Genomic DNA, 244 nt, shown 5'->3' with positions numbered 1-244 from the left:
GTCTCGTCCTCGTCGGCGACGATCTTCTGCAGGGTGCCGGCGACGGGGGAGGGGATCTCGGTGTCGACCTTGTCGGTGGAGACCTCGAGTAGGGGCTCGTCCATCTCGACGGTGTCGCCCACGGCCTTGAGCCAGTTGGTGATGGTGCCCTCGGTGACGGATTCGCCGAGTTCGGGCATGGTGACCTCGGTGCCCTTGCCGCCCGAGCCCTTGCCGCCCGAGCCGCCGGAGGACTTCGCGGGCT

General features: G+C 68.9%; 1 protein-coding gene. It reads right to left on the bottom strand.

Features of this window, described 5'->3' with window-relative positions; genetic code table 11:
• Positions 1–244: biotin/lipoyl-containing protein (locus G6020_RS17290; protein ID WP_347238398.1), on the bottom strand; the 244-nt coding region annotated here is incomplete at both ends.

The organism is Dietzia sp. B19, from assembly GCF_014145155.1.
GTDB lineage: Bacteria > Actinomycetota > Actinomycetes > Mycobacteriales > Mycobacteriaceae > Dietzia > Dietzia natronolimnaea.
This window is presented reverse-complemented; position numbering and strand designations above follow the sequence as displayed.